At 66.4% G+C, this 25640-nt stretch carries 17 protein-coding genes; 7 read left to right on the plus strand and 10 right to left on the minus strand.

Features of this window, described 5'->3' with window-relative positions:
• Positions 1-2: 2 nt before the first annotated feature.
• The 5 genes from ACTXG5_RS24465 to ACTXG5_RS24485 are packed head-to-tail and all read left to right on the plus strand — an operon-like array spanning position 3 to position 8381.
• Positions 3-4445, plus strand: a complete 4443-nt coding sequence (locus tag ACTXG5_RS24465; RefSeq protein ID WP_445161248.1) for a type I polyketide synthase — start codon at positions 3-5, stop codon at positions 4443-4445.
• Between the two features lie 10 nt (positions 4446-4455).
• Positions 4456-5457, plus strand: a complete 1002-nt coding sequence (locus tag ACTXG5_RS24470) for an ATP-binding cassette domain-containing protein (protein ID WP_445161249.1) — start codon at positions 4456-4458, stop codon at positions 5455-5457.
• Entirely contained in the window at positions 5454-6269 is an 816-nt protein-coding gene (locus tag ACTXG5_RS24475; protein WP_445161250.1) for an ABC transporter permease, read from the plus strand. Before ACTXG5_RS24470 ends, ACTXG5_RS24475 begins: the two co-directional genes overlap by 4 nt.
• The gene (locus ACTXG5_RS24480; RefSeq protein WP_445161251.1) at positions 6266-7096 is read left to right on the plus strand and encodes an ABC transporter permease; all 831 of its coding nucleotides are present in this window, start codon (positions 6266-6268) and stop codon (positions 7094-7096) included. Before ACTXG5_RS24475 ends, ACTXG5_RS24480 begins: the two co-directional genes overlap by 4 nt.
• 16 nt (positions 7097-7112) lie before the next feature.
• Positions 7113-8381, plus strand: coding sequence for a phthiocerol/phthiodiolone dimycocerosyl transferase family protein (locus tag ACTXG5_RS24485; RefSeq protein ID WP_445164573.1), 1269 nt, complete (start codon positions 7113-7115; stop codon positions 8379-8381).
• A gap of 25 nt (positions 8382-8406) precedes the next feature.
• Here the strand turns inward: ACTXG5_RS24485 and pks2 are convergent, their stop codons facing one another.
• Complete coding sequence (pks2, locus tag ACTXG5_RS24490) at positions 8407-14703, minus strand: sulfolipid-1 biosynthesis phthioceranic/hydroxyphthioceranic acid synthase (protein WP_445161252.1); 6297 nt, start codon at positions 14701-14703, stop codon at positions 8407-8409.
• 364 nt (positions 14704-15067) lie between these two features.
• Between pks2 and ACTXG5_RS24495 the strand changes: the two genes are divergently transcribed.
• Positions 15068-16240 carry a permease gene (locus tag ACTXG5_RS24495; protein ID WP_445161253.1) on the plus strand — a complete coding sequence of 391 codons (1173 nt, stop codon included), beginning with the start codon at positions 15068-15070 and terminating at the stop codon, positions 16238-16240.
• A gap of 37 nt (positions 16241-16277) precedes the next feature.
• Here ACTXG5_RS24495 and ACTXG5_RS24500 read toward each other — a convergent pair whose 3' ends face one another.
• The 8 genes from ACTXG5_RS24500 to ACTXG5_RS24535 form a co-directional block, all read right to left on the minus strand.
• A complete protein-coding gene (locus ACTXG5_RS24500; RefSeq protein ID WP_445161254.1) occupies positions 16278-16691 on the minus strand; it encodes a Fur family transcriptional regulator in 414 nt (137 codons plus the stop codon).
• A gap of 25 nt (positions 16692-16716) precedes the next feature.
• The gene (locus ACTXG5_RS24505; protein ID WP_445161255.1) at positions 16717-17607 is read right to left on the minus strand and encodes a metal ABC transporter permease; all 891 of its coding nucleotides are present in this window, start codon (positions 17605-17607) and stop codon (positions 16717-16719) included.
• Positions 17604-18521, minus strand: a complete 918-nt coding sequence (locus tag ACTXG5_RS24510) for a metal ABC transporter permease (RefSeq protein ID WP_445161256.1) — start codon at positions 18519-18521, stop codon at positions 17604-17606. Before ACTXG5_RS24510 ends, ACTXG5_RS24505 begins: the two co-directional genes overlap by 4 nt.
• Positions 18518-19387 carry a metal ABC transporter ATP-binding protein gene (locus tag ACTXG5_RS24515; RefSeq protein WP_445161257.1) on the minus strand — a complete coding sequence of 290 codons (870 nt, stop codon included), beginning with the start codon at positions 19385-19387 and terminating at the stop codon, positions 18518-18520. Before ACTXG5_RS24515 ends, ACTXG5_RS24510 begins: the two co-directional genes overlap by 4 nt.
• Positions 19388-20344, minus strand: coding sequence for a metal ABC transporter solute-binding protein, Zn/Mn family (locus ACTXG5_RS24520; RefSeq protein WP_445161258.1), 957 nt, complete (start codon positions 20342-20344; stop codon positions 19388-19390).
• Between the two features lie 172 nt (positions 20345-20516).
• Positions 20517-20855: a DUF732 domain-containing protein gene (locus ACTXG5_RS24525; protein WP_445161259.1), complete on the minus strand. Its 339-nt coding sequence runs from the start codon at positions 20853-20855 to the stop codon at positions 20517-20519.
• Positions 20856-20861: 6 nt separating this feature from the next.
• Positions 20862-22073 carry a PPE family protein gene (locus tag ACTXG5_RS24530; RefSeq protein WP_445161260.1) on the minus strand — a complete coding sequence of 404 codons (1212 nt, stop codon included), beginning with the start codon at positions 22071-22073 and terminating at the stop codon, positions 20862-20864.
• 21 nt (positions 22074-22094) lie between these two features.
• On the minus strand, positions 22095-23309 hold the full coding sequence (locus ACTXG5_RS24535) for a PPE family protein (RefSeq protein ID WP_445161261.1): 1215 nt from the start codon (positions 23307-23309) through the stop codon (positions 22095-22097).
• A gap of 365 nt (positions 23310-23674) precedes the next feature.
• On the opposite strand from ACTXG5_RS24535, the gene ACTXG5_RS24540 reads away from it, so the two are divergent.
• Positions 23675-24361 carry a flavodoxin family protein gene (locus ACTXG5_RS24540; RefSeq protein ID WP_445161262.1) on the plus strand — a complete coding sequence of 229 codons (687 nt, stop codon included), beginning with the start codon at positions 23675-23677 and terminating at the stop codon, positions 24359-24361.
• A 12-nt stretch (positions 24362-24373) separates the two neighbouring features.
• Here the strand turns inward: ACTXG5_RS24540 and ACTXG5_RS24545 are convergent, their stop codons facing one another.
• Complete coding sequence (locus tag ACTXG5_RS24545) at positions 24374-25627, minus strand: saccharopine dehydrogenase family protein (RefSeq protein ID WP_445161263.1); 1254 nt, start codon at positions 25625-25627, stop codon at positions 24374-24376.
• Positions 25628-25640: the final 13 nt, after the last annotated feature.

The raw sequence follows: 25640 nt of genomic DNA on the forward strand, positions 1-25640 counted from the left end.
GCATGAGCACGTACGAAGGGGCTTACTCAGAGTCTCAGCCGGACAACGCAATTGCGGTAGTCGGCATGGCAGGCAGATTCCCGGGCGCCAACAGCGTGTCGGCGTTCTGGGACAACCTACGGCGCGGGGAAGAGTCGATCACCACCCTTTCCGAGGACGAGCTGCGGACCGCCGGGGTCGGCGACGAGGTGCTGGCCAACCCGGCATATGTGCGGCGCGCGCCGATCGTCGACGGCATCGACGAGTTCGACGCCGAATTCTTCGGGTTCCCTCCGCAGCTCGCTCGGACGCTGGATCCCCAGCACCGGTTGTTCCTGCAGTGCGCATGGCATGCCCTCGAAGACTCCGGCTGTGACCCCGCGCTGTTCGACGGCTCGGTCGGCGTTTACGGAACCTGCTCCCCCAGCGGTTACCTGCTGCACAACCTGTCGTCGCACCACGGCCAAAACGCATTCATGGGAACGGGACTCAATTTCGAGCAGTTCAACCTGTTCCTGCAGAACGACAAGGATTTCCTGGCGACCCGGGTGTCTCACCAGTTCGATCTCCGCGGCCCGAGCCTCACGGTACAAACCGCGTGCTCGTCGTCGTTGGTTGCGATCCACCTGGCCTGCCAGAGCCTGCTGTCCGGGGAATGCGACATGGCGCTGGCCGGCGGGGTGTCGCTGTCGGTCCCCCATCATGTCGGTTACTGGACCTCGCCGGGATCGATGATGTCGGCGGTCGGCCACTGCCGGCCCTTCGACGTGCGCGCCGACGGCACGGTGTTCGGCAGCGGCGTCGCGATGGTGGCCCTCAAACCGTTGCAGGCCGCCCTCGATGCCGGGGACCGCATTCACGCCGTGATCCGCGGATCGGCGATCAACAACGACGGATCCATGAAAATGGGCTACGCGGCACCGAATCCGACCGCTCAAGCCGATGTCATCGCGGAAGCTCACGCGGTCGCGGGCATCGACGCCTCGACGGTGAGCTACGTCGAGACGCACGGGACCGGGACGCCGCTTGGTGATCCCATCGAAGTCCAAGGGTTGCGAAACGCGTTCGCCGTGTCCCAGACGCCGCGGCCCGGACCGTGTGTGCTCGGGTCGGTCAAGTCGAACATCGGCCACCTGGAGGTGGCCGCGGGTGTCGTGGGTCTGATCAAAACGATTCTGTGCCTGAAGAACAAGGCGATTCCCGCGACACTGCACTACACCAGCCCGAACCCGGAATTGCGTCTCGAGGAGACCCCGTTCACGGTGCAAAGTGCGTACGGCCCCTGGGAATGGGATGGCGTGCGCCGAGCCGGGGTCAGCTCGTTCGGGGTGGGTGGCACCAACGCGCACATCGTCGTCGAGGAGGCACCGCCGGTTCCGGCGCAGGCCGAGGCAACCGGTCCCCAGGTGCTGCTGCTCTCGGCACGAAACGCGGCCGCACTCGAGGAATCGCGGGGCAACCTGGCCGCCGCGCTGACCGCCCCGGACGGCCCGAACCTGTCCGATGCCGCGTTTACCCTCGCCGGGCGGCGTAAGTACGGCGTCACGATGGCGGCCGTGGTTCACGACCGCGAGCACGCGGCCACGGTCTTGCGGGCAGCCGAGCACGATAATGTCTTCGTCGGCGAATCCGTCGGCGACAACGTCGAATCCAACTCGGAGCACGTCGTTTTCATGTTCCCGGGACAGGGCGCTCAGCACGTCGGGATGGCCCGGGGGCTGTACGACACCGAGCCGGTCTTCGCCGAACACTTCGACGCCTGCGTCGCGGGTTTCCGCAGCGAGATGGGAATCGACCTGCACGCGGAGATATTCGGCGACGCCACAACGGATTTGGAGCGCATTGACCGTTCCCAGCCCGCGCTGTTCACGGTGGAGTATGCGCTGGCGCGGCTCGTCGAAACCTATGGCCTGCGCGCCGGAGCGTATATCGGCTACAGCACCGGCGAATACATCGCGGCCACCCTGGCCGGGGTGTTCGACCTCGATACGGCGATCAAGCTGGTGGCCCTGCGTGCCCGCCTGATGCATGAGTCCCCGCCGGGCTCGATGGTGGCCGTGGCACTGGGTCCCGACGACCTCGCCGAATACCTCACCCCCGGCGTCGAGCTGTCCGCGGTCAACGACCCGGGCAATTGCGTCGTCGCGGGCCCGAACGACGCGATCCGCGCGTTCACCCAACGGCTCCGCGAGGCCGGCATCACCGCGCGGCGGGTGCGCGCCACCCACGCATTCCATTCCAGCGCAATGGATGCCATGGCGGCGGAGTTCGGTCAGTTCCTGTCCGGCGTCACGCTCGGCCGGCCGAGCACACCTCTGCTCAGCAACCTCACCGGAACCTGGATGACGGACGAACAGATCACCGATCCGGCCAGCTGGGCACGCCAAATCAGCTCCACGATCCGCTTCGCCGACGAACTCGATGTGCTGCTCAGCGATCCGGACCGGATCCTTGTGGAGGTGGGCCCCGGCGGCAGCTTGACCGGTTCGGCGATGCGGCACCCGAAGTGGTCGGGCGGGCACCGCGCGGTTCGGCTGATGCGGCACCCGATTCAGAACGTCGATGACCGGGACACCTTGCTGCTCGGCCTCGGCCAATTGTGGTCGGCCGGTCTGCCGGTCGACTGGACACCGACGACCGGGCCCAAGCAGCACATCGTCTCCGTGCCCGGTTATCCCTTCGCCCACGAACGGCATTGGGTTGACCCCAAGCCGGTCAGCTGGGCCGAGCGGGTCGCCGACGAACACCTGGTGCCGACTGCGTCCACCAACGGCGCAGCCGTCCACCCCGATGTCTCCGTCAACGGGCAGTCGCAAACCGAGACGGTGTTGCGGCAGATCTGGATGCAGTGCCTGGGCCTGGGTTCCATCGGGCGCACCGACAACTTCTTCGACCTCGGCGGTGATTCCCTGATCGCGATCGGCATCGCGACCAACGCCAGCAACGCGGGTCTGGACGTCAGCCCACAGGACCTCTACGGAAACCCGACACTGGTAACCCTGGCGGCACACGTCGATGCGAAGTACGCGGCCGGCGGTTTGGCGAAACCTGCTGAGGCCACGTCACATCCGGCCGTTCCGCCGAATGTCGTGTCCTTCCTCGAACACGGTGTGCAAGAGGCGGGACGCTGGCGGGCGCCGCTGATCCTGCGCCTCGATGCGGGAGTCGGCGTCGACGACGTCCGGTCCGTGCTCACCGCGCTGGCCAACCACCATGACGCGTTGCGCCTCCAGCTTGTCGACCGCGCGGGAACCTGGGAGCAACACATCGCGGCGCCCGCCGAATTCGAGGCGCTCTCTGTGCGTTCGCTTCCCGAGAGCGTGGGATCGCAACCCGCGGCGCAGCGGGCGGCGGTGCTCGACATCGCTGCCGAGCTGACGGCCCAGGGCGACCTGAGCGCGGCGTTGACCGCCGTCTATGTCTCCGGTCGCGACGAAGGCGGCTACCTGGCGCTGTCGCTGCACGAGATCGTTGCCGACACCACGTCGCGCGAGATCCTGATCGCCGACATCTTGACGGCATTCACGCAACGCATTGCGGGCCAAGATATCTCGCTGCCGCCCACCACCACCTCGTGGCGGGACTGGTCGCTGCGCTCCGCGGCTCTCGCGACGCACCCGGCGGTTCTCGACACGCGTGACTTCTGGCTGGAGAGCTCCAAGGCGACGCTGCGCCCGGCGGACGCGAACGTCGCCGCCCCGCCGCACGGCGATGACCTGACGAAGGTGTCGTCGGCGCTGACCGTCGAACAGACATCCGAGGTCGACGACGCTCGCCGTGCGCTGGGGTGGTCGGTCGAGGAGATCCTGCTCGCGGCGCTGAGTCGGACCATCGCCCAGACCGTCGGCACCGGTGTGGCCGCCGTCGACCTGGAGGGGCCGGGCCGCTCGGTGCTGCGACCGGATGTCGATTTGCGCCGAACCATCGGGCGATTCACCACGATCTACCCGATCCCGCTGCGGTGTGCCACCAGCGACGACACCCCGGCCACCGAACTGCTGGAAGCCGTTCGCGACACCCTCAAAGCCGTTCCGCACTACGGCATCGGGTACGGGCTGCTGCGGCACCTTTATGCGCCCACCGCGCGGCTGCTGTCGGCGGCGGGCTCCGCTGACGTCCACTTCCGATATGCCGGCGCGATCCCCCAGCTGCCGCCGATCGATGCGGCGGTGCAATTCGACTCCGACGCGGCTTCAGTACTCGGGCCGGTGCGCGACACGCTTCCGGGCCTCGGTCATGCCATCGAATTCCGGGTGTACCGCCACTCCGGCGCAATGCATCTCGATTGGTGGTACGACACTCGCCGGGTGCAGAGCACCCAGGCCGAAGCGCTCGCGCAGCGTTTTCCGATCGCGCTGCGGGAGCTGATCGCCGACGCCATCACCGCCGTCCCCGACGACGGTGACATGGGCTCGGAGCCCATGGAGCTGGCCCTGGTGGACTTGTCGGCTCTTGACGCGGGTTGAGGTGAACTGAGTGGTTAACGCGCGTAAGAACTTTGACCAGGCCGTCATCGTCGACAAGGTTCGCAAAACCTTCGGCGAGTTTGTGGCCTTGCAAGAGGTCAGCTTTGAAGTCGGTCGCGGTGAGGTACTCGGCCTGCTCGGACCGAACGGGGCGGGCAAGACCACGCTGGTGGATATCTTGTCGACGCTGAGCCGGCCGGATAGCGGCCGCGCGGTGGTCGCGGGCTATGACACCGTTTCCGAGCCGGCCGGTGTGCGCCGGTCGATCATGCTCACCGGCCAGCAAGTCGCGATCGACGACATGCTCACCGGCAGCGAAAACCTGGTGATGTTCGGCCGGCTGTTCGGATTGAACAAGTCGGCGGCCCACACCCGGGCCAAGGAGCTCATCGACGAATTCGATCTGGCATACGCCGCTGACCGGCGCGTGAAGACCTACTCGGGCGGTATGCGCCGGCGCATCGACATCGCCTGCGGTCTGGTGGTCCGGCCACAGGTGGTCTTCCTGGACGAGCCCACGACCGGGCTGGATCCGCGCAGCAGGCAAAGCATTTGGGACCTGGTCAGCAAGTTCAAAGGTCTCGGCATCGCCACGCTGCTGACCACGCAGTACCTCGAGGAAGCCGACGCCCTGGCCGACCGGATCGTCGTGATCGACCACGGGCGGGTCATCGCGGAGGGAACGGCCGATCAGCTCAAGGAGCGCACGGGCGGCAGCTACTGCGAGATCGTGCCGCGCAATCTGAAGGATCTGGCCGCGATCGCCGACACGCTCGGCTCGCTGGTGCCCGAGAAGATCAGGGCCGCTCTGACACCCGAATCCGATCGGATCGCCATACCGGCGCCCGATGGTGCCAGCACCCTGATCGAGGCCGTCGGCCGGCTGGCCGCGGCCAACATCGACCTCGCCGACGTCGCCCTGCGGCGCCCGTCACTCGACGACGTATTCCTGGCGCTGACCGACGAATCTCCCCGGCCGCGCACTCCCGTTGCGACCCAGGCCGCCGGGTGACCGCGGCAACCACCACCGAGCGCCGCCCGTCTTCGCTCGCACAGTGGTGGGTACTCACCAAACGCTTCATCGCGCCGACCCTGCGCAACGGTGAGCTCGTCGTGACGATCGCCTCCTCGGTGGTTTTCACGGCCGGCTTCTACATCCCGTTGCACCAGGTCATGGGCACCGCCACCAAAACCCTGTGCAGCAGCTACGCGCAATACGTGATGCCGTTGATCGCCTTGCAGGCCATCACCTTCGCCGCGATGTCGACGGCGTTTCGGGCGGCGACGGATTCGGTGCAGGGCATCAATCGGCGGTTCAGGTCCATGCCGATGACTCCGTTCGCGCCGGTGGGTGCCCGCATCTCGGCCGCGGTGTACCGGTGCGCGATTTCGGTGGCGGTGGCGGTGGTCTGCGGCTATGTGATCGGATTCCGGTTCCACCAGTCGGCGGTGTACACCGCGGCCTTTGTGCTGCTGGTAATCGCGATCGGGTCGATCTTGTCCTTCGGCGCGGACCTGGTCGGCACCGGTAGCCGCAACCCGGCGGCGATGACCCCGTTGCTGATCCTGCCGCCGTTGATCTTCGGGCTGCTGTCCACCGGAGTCCAACCGGCCCAACAGTTTCCGCACTGGATCCAGCCGATCGTGCGCAACCAGCCGGTGTCGCAGTTCGTGACCGCGCTGCGCGCATTGGCCGGTGACGCCGCCCCGTACGGCACGCCGGTGACCTGGTCGCTGCTGGCGCCGACGTTGGCGTGGCTGGCCGGTCTGACCGCGTTGCTGATACCGACGTCGGTCGTCGTGTTGTCGAGGCGGGCGAAATGACGTTGGTACACGAGCAAGCCACGAATCTCGGTCCACACCACGGGCGGTACTACGAGAATTCGTTGCGGGCACTGGTGTCGCAAACCCGGGTCCTGACCCGGCGGATCCTGCTGGGGTGGGCACGCGACCTCACCACGGTGATCGAGGCGCTGGTATTGCCCATCCTTTTCCTGCTGACCTTGAACATCATTCTGGGCAGCGTCATTTCACAGGTCACCGGGCACAGCGCGTTGTACGGCACCGTCCCGCTGAACGCGCTCGCCGCCACGATCAACGGTGCTGCGGTCGGGGCGATCGGCCTGATCGGCGAGCGCTCCAATGGCTTGCTGCGCCGGCTCTGGGTGGTGCCCGTGCACCGCGCGTCGGGTGTGCTCTCGCGGATCGTCGCCGAAGTGGTTCGGATCATGATCACCACGCTCGTCGTGCTGGCCGTGGGGATGATCCTGGGATTCCGGTTTCACCAAGGCCTGCTCGCGAGCCTGACCTGGTTCATCGTCCCGCTGATATTCGGACTGGCCTGCACCACCCTGATCACCGTGGTGGCGCTGTACGCGGCCAACAACTTCCTCCTCGAGACGGTCACGCTCGTGCACATCCTCTTGGTGGTGTTCTCCACCGGTTTCTTGCCGGTGGACCAATTCCCCAAGTGGATACAGCCGGTCGTCGCGCACCAGCCGATGAGTTACGCGATCGAAGCGATGCGCGGATTGTCGATGGGCGGCCCGGTGCGATCGCCGATGATCGCCACCCTGCTGTGGGCCGGCGGCATCACCGCCGTATGCGTCCTACCGGCGCTGAGGGGCTATCGACGGGCCAGCACATGCTGAACAGGGGGGTATGACGGTGTTTCCCGGATCCGTGATCCGAAAGCTGACGCGCAGCGAAGAAGTGTTCGCGGTCAACGAGACCTATTTCGCGTTCACCGCGCGCGTCAACGGTCCCGTCGACCTCGACGCGATGTCGGACGCCTTCGACGCGCTGCTGGAATCCCACCCGGTTTTCACCGGCCGGCTCGAGAAGGCCGACGACGGGCGCTACCAGATCGTTGCCGAAGACCTGATGCACCCGGGGATCTGGGTGGTCGACGAAGATGCCGATTCGGAAGCCGCACCGAAGACCGCGGGCATGCACCTGGACCAGAATCAAACCCTGCTGAATCTGCGGTTGAAGCGCAGCGGCGGACGCACCGAGATCACACTGTACACCCACCACAGTCTGGCCGACGCCCACCACGCGTTCGGTCTTCTCGAAGAACTCTTCTCGCTCTACACCGATGTGGTCACCACCGGCGCCCCCGCCCCGATAACACCGCAGCCCGCCCCCGAAGCGCTGGAGCTCTTGCTCGAACAGCGGGGCGTGATCAAGCAGCAGCGATCGGGGCTCGAAAAGCTGTTCAAGGCACTGTTCGCCTATGACCTGCCGGCCCAGGAGAAGCCACCCGAGATGGCGGATCCGGATTCAATCCAACCGATTCCGATCGCCCGAATCCGGTTCACCGAAGAGGAGACCGCCGAACTGGTGGAGTTCGGGCTCGCCAATCAGCTCAGCCTCAACTCCGTGGTCGCCGCCGCCATCCTGCTGGCCGAGTGGGAACTGCGCAAAACCCCACACATTCCGATTCCCTACATCTATCCGGTTGATCTGCGCTATCTGCTGTCGCCGCCGGTGAGTCTCACCGGCAGCACACTGCCCCTGGGGGTGGCGACCTATCTCGCGGAGATCAGGCCCGACACCGACGTTGTCGATCTGGCCCGCGGCATCGTGGATTCTTTCCGGAACGACCTGTCCGACGGCGTGATTCAGCAATCCGCGCTGCACTTCAACCTGCAGTACCAGGGCACCCCGGCGGGACTGCCTCCGGTGGTGCTGGTCACCGACACCGGCACCATTCCACCGCTCCGCACGCCTGAAGACATGGACCTCGACGACTTTCAGAGCGAACTCTGGTTTCCCACCCGCGCACCCGTCGACCTCTACAGCTGCGGAAGCTTCGCGGGACGGCTGTTCATCGAGCACCACGCGCACCTACCGGGGCGGGAAAAGCCGTTGGAGGCAATACATTCCCTGCTCTGCTCGCTGCTGAGCGAGGAGGACAGCTGGGTCGTGGAGTAACCACGACCGGGCTGCTCACGATGCTTTACGATGGGGCCGCCTGACCCTCTTCTGCCGCGAGTGCCTCCGACACGTGTAGCCCCAAAGTGCGCGCCGAGTTGAAGGTGGCGATTGTCTTGGGGGTGACACGGATTCCGGTCTCGGCTTCGATACGGGTGCGCAGTTCGAGGTTGCCCAGCGAGTCCAGCCCGTGCTCAGCGAACGGGCGGTCGGGGTCGATCGCGCGGCGCAGGATCAAGCCGGTCTGATCCGCGATCAGGCGGCGCAGCCGGGCCGGCCATTCGTCGCGCGACAGCGTCCGCAATTCGGCACGCAGCGCCGAACTTTCGGCTCCATGGTGGTCCCCGGTGTCCTGGAACGCTTCGGCGAACGGGCTGCGGGCAACCAGCGCGGCCAGCCACGGCGCACCCGTGGTCGGGACATAGCCGGTGTAGCCCCGGTCGTAACGCAACAACGTTTCGAACGCCTGCGCTCCCTCGTCCGGAGCGATCATCGTGGTGCGACCACCCGCCGCCAGGAAAGTAGCGCGGCCGATCTCGCCCCACGCTCCCCACGCGACCGTGTTCGCCGGCAGTCCCTGACTGCGCCGCCAGTGGGTGAACGCATCTAGCCAACTCGACGCCGCGGCGTACGCGCCCTGACCGGCCGAGCCGAACAGCGCGGCCACCGACGAGAACGAGCAGAACCAGTCCAGTGGCTGACCGGCCGTCGCGTGATGCAAGTTCCACACGCCGTTGACCTTTGGCGCCCAGTCCTTGTCGATCAGCTCGTCGGTGATGTTGGCCAGAACGGCGTCCTCGACGACCGCGGCCGCGTGCAGCACCCCGCGCAGCGGAAGGCCGGTCGCGGTGGCCGCGGCCACCACCTGGGCGGCGGTGTCGGCTTCGGCGATGTTGCCGCTCTCCACGACGACGTCGGTCCCGTTCGCGCGCAACCGCTCAATTGCCTGACGCGCCTTGGGCGTTGGGGCAGAACGCGCGGTCAGCACGATCCGTCCGCAGCCCGCCTTGGCCATCTGGCCGGCCAGGAACAGTCCCAGGCCGCCAAGACCGCCGGTAACGATGTAGGCGCCGTCCTTACGGAAGACCGGTGCCTGCTCCGGCGGCAGCACCGCAGGGGTCTGCCCGGTGCGCAGCACGGTGAGCACCAACTTGCCGGTGTGCTCGGCACCGCTCATCACCCGGATCGCCGTAGCCGCCTGCGACAGCGGGTATTCGGTGCAGGACGGCGCCGGCAGGTCGCCGTCGGCGATCCGCTGGTACAGCGTGCGAAGCAGCGCCTGTACCCGCCCCGGATGGGTGTGCGTCAGCAGTGCCAGGTCGACGGCATAGAAGGTGAGGTTGCGGCGGAAGGGGAACAGACCCAGCCGGGCATCGGCGTAGATGTCGCGCTTACCGATCTCGACGAACCGCCCTCCGTAGGCCAGCAGGTCGAATCCGGCATGCTGGGCCGCACCGGTCAGCGAGTTGAGCACGATGTCGACGCCATATCCGTCGGTGTCGCGACGGATCTCATCCGCGAACTCGGTGCTGCGCGAATCATAGACATGCTCGATGCCCATGTTCCGCAACAGCTCTCGCCGCTCGGGGCTGCCCGCGGTAGCGAAGATCTCGGCGCCCACCATCTTCGCGATCGCGATCGCGGCCTGGCCGACGCCGCCGGTACCGGAGTGGATCAGCACCTTGTCTTCGGCCGAGATTCTGGCCAGTTCGTACAGCCCGTACCACGCGGTGCCGTACGCGGTTGCCGCGGCGGCCGCCTGGACCGTGGTGACGGTCGACGGCAGCGCGGAGACGAGCCGGGCATCACAGGTGACAAACGTGCCCCAGCTGCCGTTCGCGAATCCGGAGAAGCCACCCACCCGGTCGCCGACCTTCAGGTCGGTGACACCGTCGCCGACCCGGGCCACCACACCGCCCAGGTCGAAGCCCAACTGGTGTGGCTCGCCCTCCAGGTCGGGATAACGGCCAAGGGCCGCAAGGACTTCGGCGAAGTTGACGCTGGACGCGTCGACCGCGATCTCAACCTGGCCCGGCTCCGGTATCTTGCGGTCGAAGGCGACGAACTCGATCGTCTGCAGATCGCCGGGGTGGCGGACCACCACGCGCATCTGATCGGTCTCGTGGTTGACCGTGGTCGTCCGGCGCTCGTCGGCACCCAGCGGTGTGCAGCGCAGCCGTGCCGTGTACCACTGGCCGCCGCGCCAGGCGGTCTCGTCCTCGGGCGAACCGGACAGCAGCTCCTGGGCCACCTGTTCGATGTCGCCGTCGTCCTGCAGATCGATCTGGGTGGTGTGCAGCTGAGGATTCTCCGCACCGACCACCCGCAACAGGCCCCGCAGCCCGGCCTGCACCAGGTTGGGGTCGTCATCGGCCAGGACGACCTGTGCTCGCCTGGTAAGGACATACAGCCGCGGCGGTTGCGCCGACAGTTCCGGCAGCTCGCGGATCATCCGGACCACGTGACGCACTTGCTCACGGCCCTGCAGCAGACCCTGCTCGTCGGGCTGGCCGGCCGGCGGCGGGCACACGATTACCACACCCTCGAGACCGCCGCGCACCGAGGCGGCCAGCTGCGCGGTGTTGGCCAAGTGGTCGGCCTGGTCCGGCCAATTCAGGGTTGTCGATTGTGCGCCAAGGGATTTCAGCGCATCCGTGAGCCTCGACTCCAGCAGGTCGGTCTCGGCGGTGTTGATCAATAGCCAACTTCCCACCGTCGAATCGGGCACCGCCGGCAGCGTCTGCTGCCGCCACTCGACGGTCAGCAGTCGCTCGGCCATCAGGTGGTCGGTGCCGCCGCCGCTGGCCGCCATCCGCAGGCCCTGGACGGCCAGCAGGACCGCACCGGTCTCGTCCAACAGATCCAGATCCACCTCGACGGCCGACTCGCTCGCCGAGACGATGCGCAGGTGGCAGTAGCGAGTACCGCGCATCGGGGCATACCGGCGCAGCCGCCCCACACTCAACGGCAGCAGCAGGCCGACTTGCGAGGCATCCTTGATGGCCGGGTGCGCCAGCACCGCCTGGAAGCAGGCGTCCAACAGCGCGGGATGGACGCCGTAACTCCCCTGCTGCGTCCGGACCACCCTGGGTAGCTCGACCTCGACAACGACGCTGCGGCTCTTTCCTTCCGCGTTGTGCGCGAACATGAGACCGGTAAAGGCCGGGCCGTAATCGACGCCACGTTCGGCGAACAGGCGTCGCACCGCGGCGCCGTCCGTCCGTTGCGGATGGGTGGCCAGCAGGGCGGCGATGTCGCGCCGCTGCGGTAGTTCGTCGGGGTCTTTCGCGGAGGCGGCACGCAGCACCGCGCTCGCCTGCCGGGTGCGTTCGCCGTCGCGATCGGTTTCCACCACGAACTCGGCGACGCCGGCGTCCTTCATCGAAGCCACTGCGCTGACCGGGGTTTGGGCGTCCATCAGCAGCATCTGCTCGAACCGGACATCACGCACCTCGGCGTCGGGTCCGAGCATCTCGGCGGCCGACGCCAGCGCCATCTCGCAGAAGCCGGCACCGGGGAAGACCGCAACGCCGTTCACCTGGTGATCGGCCAGCCACGGCAACGCCGCGGTGCCGATCTCGCCCTGCCAGGCATGGCGTTCCGGCTCCTCGGGCAGCCGGACGTGCGCGCCCAACAGCGGGTGCACCGTTATAGCGGACTGACCGCGGGCCGTCGAGCCGTGAGATTCGACGAGCAGCCGTTGCCGGGTCCAGGTCGGCAGCGGGGCGTCCACCAGACGCCCGTTCGGATAAAGCGAGGCGAAATCAATTGCGGCACCGGCACTGTAGAGATCGGTCAGGAAGCCGAGCAAGCCGTGGGGCATCGGCTGCTCGCGCCGCATGCCGGCCAGAGCTTGCACGCTGATGTCGGCCGCGGCCGCGGTTTGTTCCACCGCGCGGGTCAGCAGCGGGTGCGGCGAGGGTTCGCCGAACACCCGGTGACCGTCGTCCAGGGCGGCCTGCACCGCGGCCGCGAACTTCACCGAGTGCCGCAGGTTGTTCACCCAGTAGCCGGCGTCGAAAGCCGGCACGATACGCGGATCATCAAGTGTCGCAGAGTAATACGGTACGTTCGGCGCCGTCGGGGTGAGGTCTGCGAGTTGTTCGGCCAGGTCAGCCAGGATCGGGTCGACCGCAGAGGTGTGCGATGCGACGTCCACGGCCACCTCACGGGCCATCACCTCGCGGGCTTCCCATTCGGCGACGAGCTCGCGAACCGGCTGGGTGGCTCCGCCTATCACGGTGGAGTTCGGCGAGGCGATCACCGACACCACGACGTCGTCGATGCCGCGGGCGGCCAATTCCTCCCGCACTTGCTGGGCGGGCAGCTCCACCGAGGCCATCGCTCCCGCGCCCGCGACGCGTGACATCAACCCGGAGCGCCGGCAGATCACCTTGACCCCGTCCTGCAGCGAAAGTGCCCCGGCAACAACGGCCGCCGCGATCTCGCCCATCGAGTGCCCGATAACGGCGCCGGGCTGCACGCCGTGGGCGCGCATGGCGGTGGCCATTGCGACCTGGAAGGTGAACAAGGTGGGTTGCACCCGCCCGATACCGGTCACCGTCTCCGGCGCCGACAGCGCCTCGGTAACCGAAAACCCCGACTCCGCCGCGATCAGCGGCTCGGCTTGCGCGACGGTTGCGGCGAACGCCGGCTCGTTGGCCAACAGCTCCGCGCCCATCGCCGCCCACTGCGAACCCTGGCCGGAGAAAATCCACACCGGTCCGCGGTCGTCGTGACCCGCCGCCGGCACGTAAGGGGTTTCGCCGTCGGCGATTTCGCGCAGTCCGGTGCTCAGCTCGGAGAGGTTGTCGGCGATCACCGCGGTGCGTACGGTCCGGTGCCCACGCCGCCGCGCCAGGGTATAGGCCAGGTCGCCGGCGTCCAGACCCGCTTGGTTGGCGTCCAGCCAGTCGCTCAGCCGTTGCGCGGTTCGGCGAAGCTCGTCGGCGGACGTCGACGACAATGCGAACAACAGCGGGCCGGTTATAGAGTTTTCCGCCGTGCCGGTTTGCGGCTCGGGCGCCTGCTCGAGAACGGCGTGCACGTTGGTGCCCGACATTCCGAACGATGTCACCCCGGCTCGTCTTGGAACGTAACCCTGCCCGTCGCCCTTGTCCGGCCACGGCGTAACCTCTTGTGGCACAAACAATCCGGTTTCGATCTGCTGCAGCTCGTCGGGCAACCGGGTGAAGTGCGCCATCGGCGGCACCACACCGTGCCGCAGCCCGAGAACAGCCTTGACCAGCCCGACCGCGCCGGCCGCCGCCTCGGTATGGCCCACATTGCTCTTGGCCGATCCCAGCGCAACGCGGTTACCGGCGGCACCATAAACCTCTGTGAGGCTGGTGAATTCGAGCGGATCGCCCTTCGGGGTTCCGGTGCCGTGCGCCTCCACCATGCCGACCGTCGACGCCGGGACGCCGGCGATATCCAACGCTGCCCGGTACACCGCGGCCTGCGCATCCGACGACGGCGTTGTGATCGTCTCGGAACGACCGTCCTGGTTGGCTGCCGTGCCGCGCACGACCGCCAGGATCCGGTCGCCGTCGCGCTCGGCGTCGGACAGCCGCTTGAGCATGACCACCGCACAACCATCGGAACGCACGAAACCGTCAGCGGCGACATCGAATGTGTGGCAGCGGCCCGTCGGCGAGAGCATGCCCTGCCCCGACGCCGAGGTTGACACCCGCGGGTCCAGCACCAACATCGCGCCGCCGGCCAAGGCAAGATCGCTCTCGCCGCTGTCCAGACTCTGGCAGGCCATGTGCACGGCGAGCAGACCCGACGAGCACGAGGTGTCCATGGTGATGGCCGGGCCCAACAGCCCCAGCCCATAGGCGATTCGCCCCGAAGCCATGCTGAACGGAGTGCAGGTGTAGCCGTAGGCATCGCCCAGCACGCCGGCGTCGCCGGTCATCAGGGTGTAGTCCTGCTGGCACAGCCCCACGAACACTCCGGTACGAGAGCCGCTCAAGGAGGCCGGCACGATTCCGGCATGCTCGATCGCTTCCCAGGACGTCTCCAGCAGCAACCGGTGCTGCGGGTCGATGGCGGTCGCCTCGCGTTCCCCGAAGCCGAAGAACGCGGCGTCGAAACCGCCGACGTCGTCGATGAATCCGCCCCACCGCGATACCGACCGATCCTGGACGCCGCGCTCGGGGTCGTAGTGGTCCTCGACATCCCACCGGTCAGGCGGGATCTCGGTCACTAAGTCGTCGCCGCGTAGCAGCGCCTGCCAAAACGCGTCAGGTGAGTCGATACCGCCGGGGAGCCGGCAGCCCATCCCGATGACCGCAATGGGCGTGACACGCGACTGCATCGCCGTTCTTACCTCGTCTCAGTTCATCCGGCGATGCCTTCCCAAGCATCACCAGAATGTCGATACGCGCAACGGAACCCCCCGTAGCAGCGCTCGCAAAACCACCAATCCGGGTATCGACACGGAAATATACGAACCGCACAAGCTTAGACGCCTGGTCCAAGCGCGGCGCGGGAATGGGTGGAATTTCCCGGCCGCTGGCCAGATCGAGGCGCTGACCAGTAACTTTGCCGCCGGCGCCGGCCGGTTGAATCGGGCCCGAATCGCTTGACAATATACCCCCTAGAGGTATATTTGGAATTCGGGCGCAGCCCGGACCTACCAGGGAGAATCGCCGGAATACGCAACTACCGCGGAGGCCCGAATGACAGGCAGAGCGCTGGCGGCCCTCGGTCATGCCTTGGCGTTGGCGGGGTCGATGACGTGGGAGATCACCTGGGCGTTGATCCTGGGTTTCATCCTGTCGGCGGTGGTGCAGGCGGTGGTGCGACGTTCGACGATCGTGAGCCTGATGGGCGACGACCGGCCGCGCACCCTGGCGGTGGCGGCCGGACTGGGCGCGGCCTCGTCGTCGTGCTCATATGCCGCGGTGGCGTTGGCTCGGTCGCTCTTCCGAAAAGGAGCAAACTTCACCGCCGCGATGGCGTTCGAGATCGGCTCCACCAATCTCGTGGTGGAGTTGGGCATCATCCTGGCCCTGTTGATGGGCTGGCAGTTCACCGCCGCGGAGTTCGTCGGCGGTCCCATCATGATCGTGGTGTTGGCGGTTCTGTTCCGGTTGTTCGTGCGTTCCCGCCTCGTCGACGCCGCCCGCGAGCAGGCCGAGCGGGGAATCGCCGGTTCGATGGAAGGCCATGCCGCCATGGACATGTCGATCCAGCGAGACGGGTCATTTTGGCAGCGGGTGTTCTCCCCCGAGGGCTTCACCTCGGTTTCGCATGTGTTCGTCATGGAGTGGCTGGCGATCCTGCGCGACCTCGTCCTGGGCTTGTTGATCGCGGGCGCTATCGCGGCATGGGTTCCTGAAACATTTTGGCAAAGCTTCTTTTTAGCCAATCATCCCGGTGTAGCACCGGTGTGGGGGCCGATCGTCGGCCCGATCGTGGCCATCGTGTCGTTCGTCTGCTCAATCGGCAATGTGCCGCTGGCCGCCGTGCTTTGGAACGGCGGTATCAGCTTCGGCGGCGTTATCGCCTTCATCTTCGCCGACCTGATCATCCTGCCGATCTTGAATATCTACCGCAAGTACTACGGCACCAAGATGATGCTGACGATCCTCGGTACCTTCTACCTCGCCATGGTCGTAGCCGGGTACTTGATCGAATTGATCTTCGGCACAACAAATCTCATTCCCCACGAGCGTAATGCCACAGTCATGCAAGCGGGTATCTCGTGGAACTACACCACGTGGCTCAACATCGTCTTCCTGGCGGTCGCGGCGCTGCTGGTTGCCCGGTTCGCCACCTCGGGCGGAATGCCGATGCTGCGGATGATGGGCGGCTCCCCCGAGCCGCGGCCCGATCAGCACCATCACTAGCCGGCGCGACGTCGAACCCAGCCGTGGCGCGCGCCATTCAGCTTTCGGTGCATCGCGAGCACGTTCCGTAGAAGTCGATCTGGTGAGCGACTTCGGTGAAGCGGTGTTGCTGGGCGAGTTGGCTTGTAAAACCTTCAATTTCGTCGGCGGTGAACGCGATCGCACGCCCGCACCGTCGGCACAGCAGGTAGTGGCGATGCTCGGGTGTGGTGCGCAGCCGATAAAGCATCTCACCATCTTCGGCGCGCTGGGTTTCGAGGATCTTCATATCGGCGAACGCGTGCAGGATCCGGTACACGGTCACCAACCCAATCTGGACGCCGTTGCGTTGACGGAGATCCTGATGGAGTTGTTGGGCACCACGGAAGTGGTCGCTGCCCTGCAGCAGGTCGAGCACCGCTCGTTGCTGGGCGGTGGTTCGGGTCCGGTGTAACAGCCGCGGCGCCGGCATCGTTGCGCTCCTGGGATTTCGGACGTTACTGGGTCGCCGGTGTATTCCGTGGCTGGCGGTCTCGGGCGCCGGTCACGGCGGCGATCAGGTAGATCATGGCGGCGGTGCTCATGATGGTGAAGGTGGCCGGTATCGCGGGAAGGGCGTAGGCGATGGTGACGCCAATCCAGATCGCGGCGGTGGCCAAGATCGCAGACAGCCAGAACCCCCGCCAAGGGTGGGTGGTCAGCCGCGCGGCGGCGGCGGCCGGCGCAGCGAGCAAGCCGAGCACGACAAGGGCGCCGATGATCTGGGCGGCTTCGGCGACGGTGATCCCCACAATGACCAGGAAAAGCATGCTCAGCAGTCGGGTCGGCACGCCGGCGGTCTGCGCGATGTCCGGATCGATGGTGGCGAACAGCAGCGGGCGCGCGATCGCGATCAACACGATGCCCAATGCGGCGGCGACGACCACTGCTAGGGTCCGAGCCTGGTCATTGATCCCAAAGATGCTGCCGAACAAGACATTCACGTTGGCAGTGCCGTTGTTGCCGCTGCCGTGGGTGGTGTAGTAGGCCAAGAACAGCGCACCCAGCCCAAGTATCCAGGAGAAAAACGAGCCGATCGCGACGTCGTCGACATCGCGACGACTGATCACGCCCAGCGCGACTCCGACAATGATCGTGGCGGCGAACAATCCCACCCGGGGGTCCAGCCCAGCCACCAGAGCCGCCATGGCGCCGGTGTACGCGATGTGTCCCTGTGCGTCGCCGGCGAATACCTGGCCACGCAGCACGAGGAAGTAACCGGCTAGCCCGCAGACCACCGCCACCGCGGTCCCGGCCACCAGCGCGTGGTTGATGAAGGAGTGGGACAGCATGTTCGCAAAGCCGTTCAGTGGCCCCGCCGCTATCGCGCGCCCATCGGTGATTGTCATGCCGCCACAACGGGGCGAGCCGCGGAGTTTCGTCGGTCGATCCGCCGAGGGGTCCGATCGGCGCTCGCCCGACAGCCCGCGGCCAGCAGATAGATAGCGAATGCGAAACTGCTGACCCAGAATCCAATCGGATACGGCGAATAGAACGCGCAGCCGATTCCCGCCCATGTCACAACAAGCGCGATGAGGACGGAAAGCGCGATCCCCGTCGCGGGGCGGGCGGTGAACTGGAACGCGGCCGCAGGCGGGGCCACCAGCAGCGCGAATACCAAGAGGCTGCCGGTGATCTGGCTGGCGCCGGCCGCAGCCGCGCCGAGGACCAAGAGGAACAGCCCCGCGACGAGCCGGGTCGGGACTCCGTTGGCGTTGGCGGCATCCGGGTCGATCGACGCCCACAGCAGTGGGCGCCCGATCGCGGCCAGCACAATCAGGCATACCAGTGCGGCGGTGATCAGCACGCCAAGCTGCTGGGAGCTGACCCCCGCGATGGTGCCGAACAGCAGGTTGGTCAAACCCGATAAAAAGCCGTGATACAGGCTGACGAACAGAAACCCGGTCGCCAGCGCGAGAGCTTGAATCGTGCCGATCCCAGCGGACTCGTCGCTGAGGCCGTTCAGTCTGCCCGCCTGAGTCGCCTTGGGCAGCAGCGTGATTGCCAGTGCCGCGCCGATGCACGCCGCGAAGTAACCGTAGCCGGTGGCGACGCCCAGCCAGGCCGCGGCTGCGGCACCGGGGAAGCCGACGATGGCCAGGGTGTGCCCGGCGAAGCTTTCTTTTCGCAGCACCATTACCCATCCGACAATGCCCGCGAGGACGGCGACGACGGTGCCGGCCCGGAAGGCGGTGACCATGAACGGGTAGATCCACATCTGTTGCAGATCGGTGATCAGATTCCAGGTCGGCTGCGGATTCATGCACGCGCTCCGGCGGTTTGCGTGGGAGCAGTGCTGTGTTGGCCGACGACGAACAGGTGCCCGGCTCGGTCGTGCAGCACTTCGATCGGGATGCCGTAGAGCGCGCTGAGTTGGTCGGCGGTGATCACCTCATCCGGGGTTCCGATCACGGCCGACCCGCCGCCGAGGTAAATGACGCGATCGAGGTAGGGCAGGATCGGGTTCACGTCGTGAACCACCATGACCACCGCGACCCCCTCGTGGCGGCAGATGTCGCCCACCAGAGCGCTGATCCCGGCCTGGCTGGGTACGTCGAGACTGTCGAGCGGCTCGTCGAGCAACAGCAGTTCCGGCTGGCGGATCAGGGCCTGTGCGATAAGCAGGCGCTGCTGTTCACCACCGGAGCACTGGCCGATCGGGCGCCGCGCATACTCAGTGGCGCCGACCATTTCGATCACCTGCTCGAGCCGTCTTCGCCGTTCCGCGAACCGTCGCGGGGCTAGCAGCCGGGTCAGTCCAGGCACGGGTGTTCCCCAGCGCGCGCCATCCAATCCCAGGGACACCACGTCGATGCCGCGAATTCGGACACTGGCGTCAAAGGCACGTCGTTGCGGGAGATTCCCGATCAGGTTATTGCGTCGACCGGGTCGCGCGCCCAGCACCTCAACCGTGCCGTACGACGGTATGAGCCCTAGGAGGACCTTGAGTAGCGTCGACTTCCCGCAGCCGTTGGGCCCCAGTACCGCAACGAATTCCCCGGCAGCCAGATCGAGGGACACGTCCGACCACACTGTCTTGCCGCCCACCACGGCTGACGCGCCGCGCATTCGGACCACGGTCTCCGGGGCGACCTGCTGGCTGGCGTCGCCGGGGCGCGCGGAGGTCATCTACATTCCTGTCGCACTGTGTAGAGCGTCGGCCAGGCCGGTCAACTGTGCGGATTGCCAATCTTGAAATGACGCGTTTGCCGGCGACAGAGTCTCGGTCACAGTAGTGACGGGAACGCCCTGTCTCTTGGCCGCGTCAACTTGGGCCTGCACGTCCGGGGTGTTGTTTTGAGTGTTCAACACGTACACCTTGAGCTCCTTGGCGGCGATCTGGTGGTCGATGGTCGCCTTGTCCGCCGGCGAGGGGTCGGTGCCTTCGCTGATTGCCTTGAGGAACTCCGGTGGCGTAATCAGGTTCAGACCCAACGCATTCGAGAGCGGGGAAAAGATCGACTCGCTGGCGCCGACCGGCGTCCCAGCGTATTTCGCTTTGATGCTGGCGATCAAGCTGCGGTAGTTGGAGAGGCCCTGGTTGCGGAACTGCTGGTTCTGCTGATCGAAATACCCCGAGTCGTTCGGGTCTGCCTTTTTGTAGGCGGCGGTGATCGCATCGGCCACCTTGGTGACCGAGTCAGGTGAATACCACTGATGGGGGTTTCCGCCAGCGGCGACGCCAACGGTGTCTCCGACGTTGACCACGGTGCGCTTCGGATTCGGGTCGGACGCAAGCATTTTGTCGGCCCACGCGTCGTAGCCGATGCCATTTTCGACAACCACCGTCGCGTCGGAGACCATGCGGGCATCCGCAGCCGACGGCTCATAGCTGTGCGGGTCGGTGTTGGGGTTGGTGATGATGCTGGTCTCCTGCACCCGGTCACCCCCGATCTGTGCCGCGATGCTGCCCCACGCATTGATCGTGGCGACAACCAGAAGCCGCGGGCCGGCCCCGGCGCTGCCGGTGCTGGGTCCAGATTGCGGCGAGTTGTTGCTGCTACACGCAACCGTGCCGAGCAGCAACGCGACCATATTCACCGCTACCAACGCCGCTAACCTGCGCCGACCAGCTTGACCTACCATCAACTTGCTCCCCGGTCTTATTGACAATGGTTTTCATTAGCATGTAATGCGGAAGGCTAGCACGCGACTGCGGGGTTCGCATCCACGAGCTCGGGAGACCCACGCAGAAGGACACCCGTGTCCGTCTGTGGGCAACCCGAAGTTTGTTGTGCCACTTGGCCGGCTATCGCGCTCAGCTGCTCGCGGGTTCGGGGGCGGTGCCGCCGCTGTCGACGGAGAGTCGTTCGGGGCAGTACACGGTGGCGGCGGCGTTGGCGAATTTGGCGGCGCTGGTCATCGTGAATGAGGGGTTGAGATCGCGGATGTCTCGGACGATGTCAAGCTGCGAGGTCCCCGAATTGGCCAAGTCGCACACCTTTTGGCCCGCTTTGATGGCTTTGTCCGGATTCTGATAGCTGATGCCGGCCTTGGTGAGCGCGGACAGAAAGGCGTCGTCATCGGAGTCGGCGTGAGCCGGTGCGGCCAGGCCGACCAGGGCAACGACGCTTGCGACAAGCGGTAAGACTTTCATCTGTCGTTACCCGGCAGCCGGTGGGCGTCCGATGACGCGGGGCCGGAACCCGTAGATCGGTTCAGCGAACTCATCCTCATGCGCGCCGGGCATGCCCGCCAAGGGCACCCCCGGCATGCCCGCTGCCCCAGCCCCTTCCATCACCATCGGGGTGGCGGCACCAAAGCTGTGATACGCCCCCGCCCCGACCTGAGTCGTGGCCGCAACCGTGCTGACCGTTGCCCCGCTGCCGGCCCAGGCCGACGGAACCGACAAGGCCCCCACCAGGCTCGCCTGCCCCACTGCCGACGTCGCCGCCGCGCCGGGCACGCTCACTGCTGACGTCAACGACGCGCCACTCCCCAGACCGGCGGCCAGATCCTCCAGCCCGTCGGTGCTTGCGCCTACCGCACTCAGGCCGTTGAGCGCCATCTGCGAATCGACGAACGTCGTCGGGTTCAGAATTCCGTTGGTGGTGAACCCGTTCGAGACGCCGGAGACCGACGCGTTGTTGAGAAAAGCCCCCATCAGATTCGGGTTGGAATTGCTGAAGAAGTTCATGAGCCCGGCAAGCCCGGTGGTAGAGGTATTCGAATTGGGCGACAGACCAAGCCAGTCGAGCAGGCTGTTTCCCGACGTGGCGGCCGGAGCGGCCGCGGCGTCGCCGGTGGCATCCTGAACCGCGTTGCCCTGCTGGGCCGTTCCGTCAGTGGTGGTGTCGGACTGCGGTTCGCTGAACGGGGTCATCTCGGTCGCCGCGCGCGAGGCGGTGGTGTAGCCGGTCATCGCGGAGGCATCTTGAGCCCACATCTCGCCGTATTGGGCATCGGTGGCCGCGATCGCCCCGGTGTTCTGGCCAAAGACGTTGCTGGACACCAGGTTCGCCAGCAAAGTGCGGTTGGCCGCGACAACCGGCGGGGGCACCGTCGCAGCAAACGCCGCCTCATACGCCGCCGCGGCCGTGGTCGCTTGCGCGCCGGCCTGCTCGGCTGCCACCGCGGTGGTGTTGAGCCACTCCAGATAGGGTGCGACCGCCGCCGCCATCTTCGCCGACGACGGGCCCAGCCAGCCCTCACTGACCAGCGAGGTGATCACCGACTCGTAATTGATTGCCGCCGAACGCATCTCAGCAGCCATCGCATTCCATGCAGCTGCCGCAGCCAACAACGATCCCGATCCAGCACCGGCATACATCTTGGCCGAGTTGATTTCCGGTGATAACGCCCCAAAATTCAGCATGACATCTTCTCCTGAATTCTCTTATCCGGCGGCCGGGGGACGCGGCATGACCACGGGGCGAAACCCGTACCGTGGGATCGCGCGGCGCAGCCGGCGGCCGTTACCGCCCAGCGGACCCGCCACACCGCCCGGCCCCCCCGCCGCCGGCGCCCCCGATGTCCCGATATCACTAAGACCACTCACCGGCGCCGCCGCTTGACCGCCGGTGATATTGGCCGCCGACGCCCAACTCTGGGGCACCGACATCGACCCCACCAGATGTGCGTTGCCCACCCCAGCCACCCCAGCCGATGCCCCGCCCAGGCCCGCTGACGGGACGGTATTCGACGCCAGGGCCGCCATCCCGCCGCCCTCCGCGTTCATGGCGAAGTCGCCTAGACCCGACAATGTCGTCGCGCGCGTCCCCATCGCGCCCACCGCCGTTCCAATAATGGACTGCGGGTTGAACGGGCCGCCCGCGATTGTTCCGTTGAGGATCGAGTTGCTGAAGAAATTGCTTTGCAAGAAGCTTCCCAGTGCCGTGTTGTTCGACCCGTCCAACAGCCCCGTCAAGTAATCGGACAGCGATTCGGGCGGGGCAGCGGCGGCCGCGTCCGCCCCGCCGTCCTGTGCTGCCACGGCAGGGGTCGACGACAACGACTGCGCGTTCCCGGCCGCCGAGTTGGCTGCCTGATTGACGGCTTCGTTTTGTCCGGCCGCCGCATCGGGGGTGGTGTTCGTCCGCGGCGAGGTGAACGGCGTCATCTGTGCCGCCGACTTCGAAGCGGTGGCGTAACCGCTCATCGCTGTGGCGTCCTCGGCCCACATCTCGGCGTATTCAGCCTCGGTGGCCGCGATCGCCGGCGTGTTCTGCCCGAAAATGTTGGAGGCCACCAGGTTCGCCAGCAACACGCGATTGGCCGCCACCACCGACGGCGGCACCGTCATCGCGAACGCGGCCTCAAAAGCCGTCGCGGCCGCATTCGCCTGCACGCCGGTCTGCTCAGCCGCAGCAGCAGTTGCGTTCAACCACGCCACAAAAGGCGCCGCCGCCGACGACATCGACGCCGACGACGGGCCAACCCAGCCCGCACTGAGCAGCTCCCTGAGCACCGAACCGTAAGCAGTTGCCGCGGAACGCATCTCAGCAGCCAACGCATTCCAAGCAACCCCAGCAGCCAACAACGGCCCAGACCCCGGACCGGAATACATTCTGACCGAGTTGACATCCGGCGGTAACGCCGCAAAATCCAGCATGGCTCCCCCCTCAACGCCTAGCCGCGGCTGCATTGACTGCCTCGGTGCCGGCGTCCCGGGAGTGCGCAGCAGCGCCCCCGCCAGGCATCCTCATCAGTCCCCTTATTGATAATGGTTTTCAATAAGATACCGTACCGCCTCAGGCTTGTCGAAATGACTCTCACGAGAGGCAGCGGCGTCTGACGAGGAAGGACCGGGTGGACAATCTGCGGCGCCAGGCCAAGACCCCACGACTGCTGAAGGTCGACGGCGCGCTAGTTGCGCGCCAACTGGATTCGACACCTCGTGACAAGGAGGACTGATCAGAGCATTGCGTCATGGAATGAAATCCCATGCCAACGAACAATTTTTGTTACGTTAGCGCGATGACTACCGACGAAGCTGGCGACAGCCGGCCTCGAGTCTTGCTGCTTTACTACACGTTCACCGGGCAGGCCCTGCGGGTCCTGGAGGCTGCGGGCGAGGTGTTCAGCGAGCGTGGCTTCCAGGTGCACAAAGCCCAGATCGAGTTCACCGATCGGCGCTACGCCGAGCGGTTCTCCCGCGTCCCGCTGCGGCACGCGATGCTCGATCTGCTGAGCATGCTTCCTGCCCAAGCCCGGCGCGCCGCCGGGGAAATCCGCACGCCGGATGAGGTGCGCAACGGCGACTACGACCTGATCTGCATCGGTTCCTCGACGTGGTGGTTCACCATGAACATGCCGATGCGCACCTTCTTGCAATCCGAGGAGGCGGGCGCGCTTCTCACCGGTACCCCTTTCGCCGCGTTCTGCGTGTGCCGTCGCTACTGGCGCGGCAATTTCCGGCTGGTGCGCAAGCTCGGAGAAAAGCGCGGAGGCCGATACCTGGGCGGCGTCCACTTCGAATATCTCGGCGGGCAGTTGGCCTCCGGGCTCTCAATGATCAGCTACTTGCGGTCGGGCCAATACCGCGATCGGTACTTTGGCGTGCCCATTCCGGCGACCAACGTCCAGCAATACCAGGTAGAGCAGACCCGGCACTTTGCCGGTGAACTCGCGGATCGGTTGGTCGCACAGCCCGTGCCGCGCTGAGGGCGGTCCGGCTCAGCTCAGCCGGACCGTGTTCATGGACACCCCGGCGGCCGGCAGCCGCGTCAGCAACGCGTCACCCATTGCCGCTGCGGGCGTGAGCACTCCGCGCGCCTCGGAGAGTCGATCGCGATCGAAGGCCAGCGCCAGCGCACACTCCGCGAGTAGGACCCCGGTACCGCTGTAGGCGTCGGCCTGCTGCGCGAAGGTCCCCCGGTACCGGGCACCGGACGTTGTGGTGGTGTAGGTCTGGACCGTGTAATGACCGCGTTCCCGCATCGCCTCACCCGGTCCGGTGCCCGGCTTCGCCAACGGGTGTAACCATCGTTGCGGCAATCGCCGAAAGTACCTGGTGCCCAAGGCGAACGCACTCGCCAGCGTCCCGGTCACCGCCCCGGACGCGACCGGTGCCGCGAAGGATTTCCCCATGCTCATGGTCTCCGAGTAACGAAACCGCTTGCCGTACGACCAGTTCTGTAATGCATTGCTGCGCCGCACCACTCGGGTGTTGTGCGGCGCCCACAACAAGCCGCCCACCCAGGAGCCGGCCAGCTCGGGCGCGATCCGGCTGCCCCGGCGCCAGAGGAAGTCCGGCTGCCGGCCGAGATCGGGTTCGGCCCCTCGGTCGGTGGTCAGCGTGTACGGGTCGTCCATCAGCCGGCGGGCCTCGGGGTCACTCGACGCGGTGCGCATCGATTCGAATTCCGAGGCGACGGTGCCCCCCGATCCCCCGCCCTGGAAGAAGGACCGAAACACCAGGGTGGTGTCACACAGCTCACCGGCGCCGTCGTCGAGCGCCCGGCGGTAGAGCTGGTAGACATTCAAATCCGAAGGGATCGAAGCGAATCCGCACGAGACGACGATCCGGGCACCGGTGTCGACGGCCTGTTTGTGGTACCGGTCGATGCTGGTGCGAACGAACATCACCTCACCGGTCAGGTCGGCGTAGTCGGTCCCGGCTTTGGCGCAGGCGGCCACCACCGGCAACCCGTGCGTGGTGTACGGGCCCACCGTCGTCACCACCACCCGGGTGCGGGCCGCCATCGCCTGCACCGCCGCCGGGTCCGAGGCGTCGGCGACGATCAGCGGCCAATCCTGCGCGCTGGGGCCGAGGGTTTCGCGCACTGCCAGCAGCCGTTCCGGCGAGCGCCCGGCCAGCGCGATGCGGGCCCCGCTCGCCGCGCGCGCGAGGTATTGAGCCGTCAACTTCCCGGAATAGCCTGTGACGCCGTAGACGACGATGTCGAACTCGCGGTCGGCCTGACTCATCGCGCCAGCAGCG

Source organism: Mycobacterium sp. Dal123C01 (assembly GCF_052566995.1).